Origin of the sequence: Mesorhizobium sp. M2A.F.Ca.ET.067.02.1.1, from assembly GCF_004023285.1 — a bacterium.
Classification (GTDB): Bacteria; Pseudomonadota; Alphaproteobacteria; order Rhizobiales; family Rhizobiaceae; genus Mesorhizobium.
In genome coordinates, this window is sequence record NZ_RZSB01000995.1 from 1 (window position 1) to 1,817 (window position 1,817).

The window sequence follows — 1,817 nt, forward strand, 5'->3', positions numbered from 1 at the left end:
TCCCCGTCCCCAACGACCGGGTTTTAGGAGCCGGCCCCTGTCCCCGGGGCCGGCTCCGCTGTTTCTTGCAAGCCGCGCAAATTTGAATTATTAGAAAAATTGCGGAGACGAGCTTAAGCCGCCTGCGACAACGGATGGGGATGTCGATCAAATGATCTGCATCTACTGTTGATACTGCGGAGTGGCACTCATGTGAGTGCTGTCTCGTGCGAGGGATATCCTTCCGAAAGAGGGCAAGAGCTCAAGCCTTGCTGCACATCCGCTTCACGTTGATGAAGCAAAGGATGTGCGAAATGTATAACAAGTTAGCAAAAGTCAGGAACTTGCGAGCCGAGCAGCAAGATTGGCTATGCTTCTACTGTCGATTTACTATGTGGGAACGCGATGTAGATGCTTTCTCGAAGCGCTATGGTATCGGAAAGAGATTGGCCAACCGCTTTCAGTGCACCGCGGAACACCTGACGCCCGTACAAAATGGCGGCTCGAATAATTTGGAAAACATTGTTGCGGCGTGCAAATTCTGCAATCAAACACGGCACAAAATGCGCAAGGGCCCTCGGCGGAGAAGTACCGGCAGCATGTCCGAAAGCGGGTAAGGGCTGGGAAATGGCATCCGCGTGAGTTGTACCAGATGGCGACATCAGAAAACACCGTCGCAGTGACATCGCAGCGAACGTGCATGCGTCCCACATTAACCTGCGCCTTTTCACAGGTAGGGGATCGAGGCACTGTCAGCCGTCAAATTCCGTATTTTGGATCAGCAGGATGCTGGAAATCCCCGAAGATCGCGGCGAGCGGCGCAAACTGTTCCAGGCCATAGACCAGGCTTTCAAGGCCGGAGATTTCGCCACCCTGGCGGCAGCTCTCGGCGGCTCTGCGCGCTGGTTCGACGAGCGGATGCCGTTCGAGCTCGGCCTTGGCCATCCGCTGGAATATGCGATCTACTGGAGCCCGGCCGCCTTCATCACCGCCTTGCTCGATGCCGGCTCGAACCCGAACTATGACAATCCTGCCGGGTTCCCTTCGATCATAGCGGCGTTGTCGACGGAACGGCCGGACCGGCTGGACGTCATCCATATCCTGCTCGAGCTTGGCGCCGACCCGAACATGCGCGGCGTGAACGACTGGACGCCCCTGCACTATGCGGTGTCCCGGCGTGACGCCGAAGCGATCCGTCTCCTGCTGCTGGCGGGCGCCGACCCGTCGCTAAGAACCCGCATCGACGACTACGAGACACCATTGGAAGGCGCCGAAGAGGCCGGCTTCGAGGCCGGCGCCTTGCTGCTGCGTGAAGCGATGAACAGCCGCCACGGATGACGCGCGGCGCGCGGCCGCCGTTATACCACCGTCAGCCTGGCCTTGAAGCGTTTGGCATTGGCCACGTAGTGGGCGGCCGAGACGCGCAGGCGCTCGATCGCCGCTTCATCCAGCGTCCTGATCACCTTGGCCGGCGAGCCGACGATTAGCGAATTGTCGGGAAAAACCTTGTTTTCCGTCACCAGCGCGCCGGCGCCGACGAGCGAGTTGTTGCCGATCCTGGCGCCGTTCAGCACGATGGCGCCCATGCCGATCAGGCTGTTGTCGCCGATCGTGCAGCCATGCAGCAGGGCTCTATGACCGATCGTGCAGCCTTCGCCGATGGTCACTGGAAAGCCCGGATCGGTGTGCATGATCGTGTGTTCCTGCACATTGGTGTCTGCGCCGATCGTGATGCGCTCGCCATCGCCGCGGATGGCGACGCCGAACCAGAAGCCGACATTGCGGCCGATCCGGATATTGCCGATAAGCGTGGCATCGGGCGCGATCCAGTTCGTATC

Annotated in this window: 2 protein-coding genes; one reads left to right on the top strand and one right to left on the bottom strand. The window is 59.7% G+C overall.

What is annotated here, in order from left to right:
* The first annotated feature begins 765 nt into the window (after positions 1-765).
* The gene (locus EOA28_RS34620) at positions 766-1,317 is read left to right on the top strand and encodes an ankyrin repeat domain-containing protein (protein WP_128315792.1); all 552 of its coding nucleotides are present in this window, start codon (positions 766-768) and stop codon (positions 1,315-1,317) included.
* A gap of 20 nt (positions 1,318-1,337) precedes the next feature.
* On the opposite strand, the gene EOA28_RS34625 is transcribed toward EOA28_RS34620, so the two are convergent.
* Positions 1,338-1,817: gamma carbonic anhydrase family protein (locus EOA28_RS34625; protein ID WP_148671060.1), on the bottom strand; the 480-nt coding region annotated here is incomplete at its 5' end.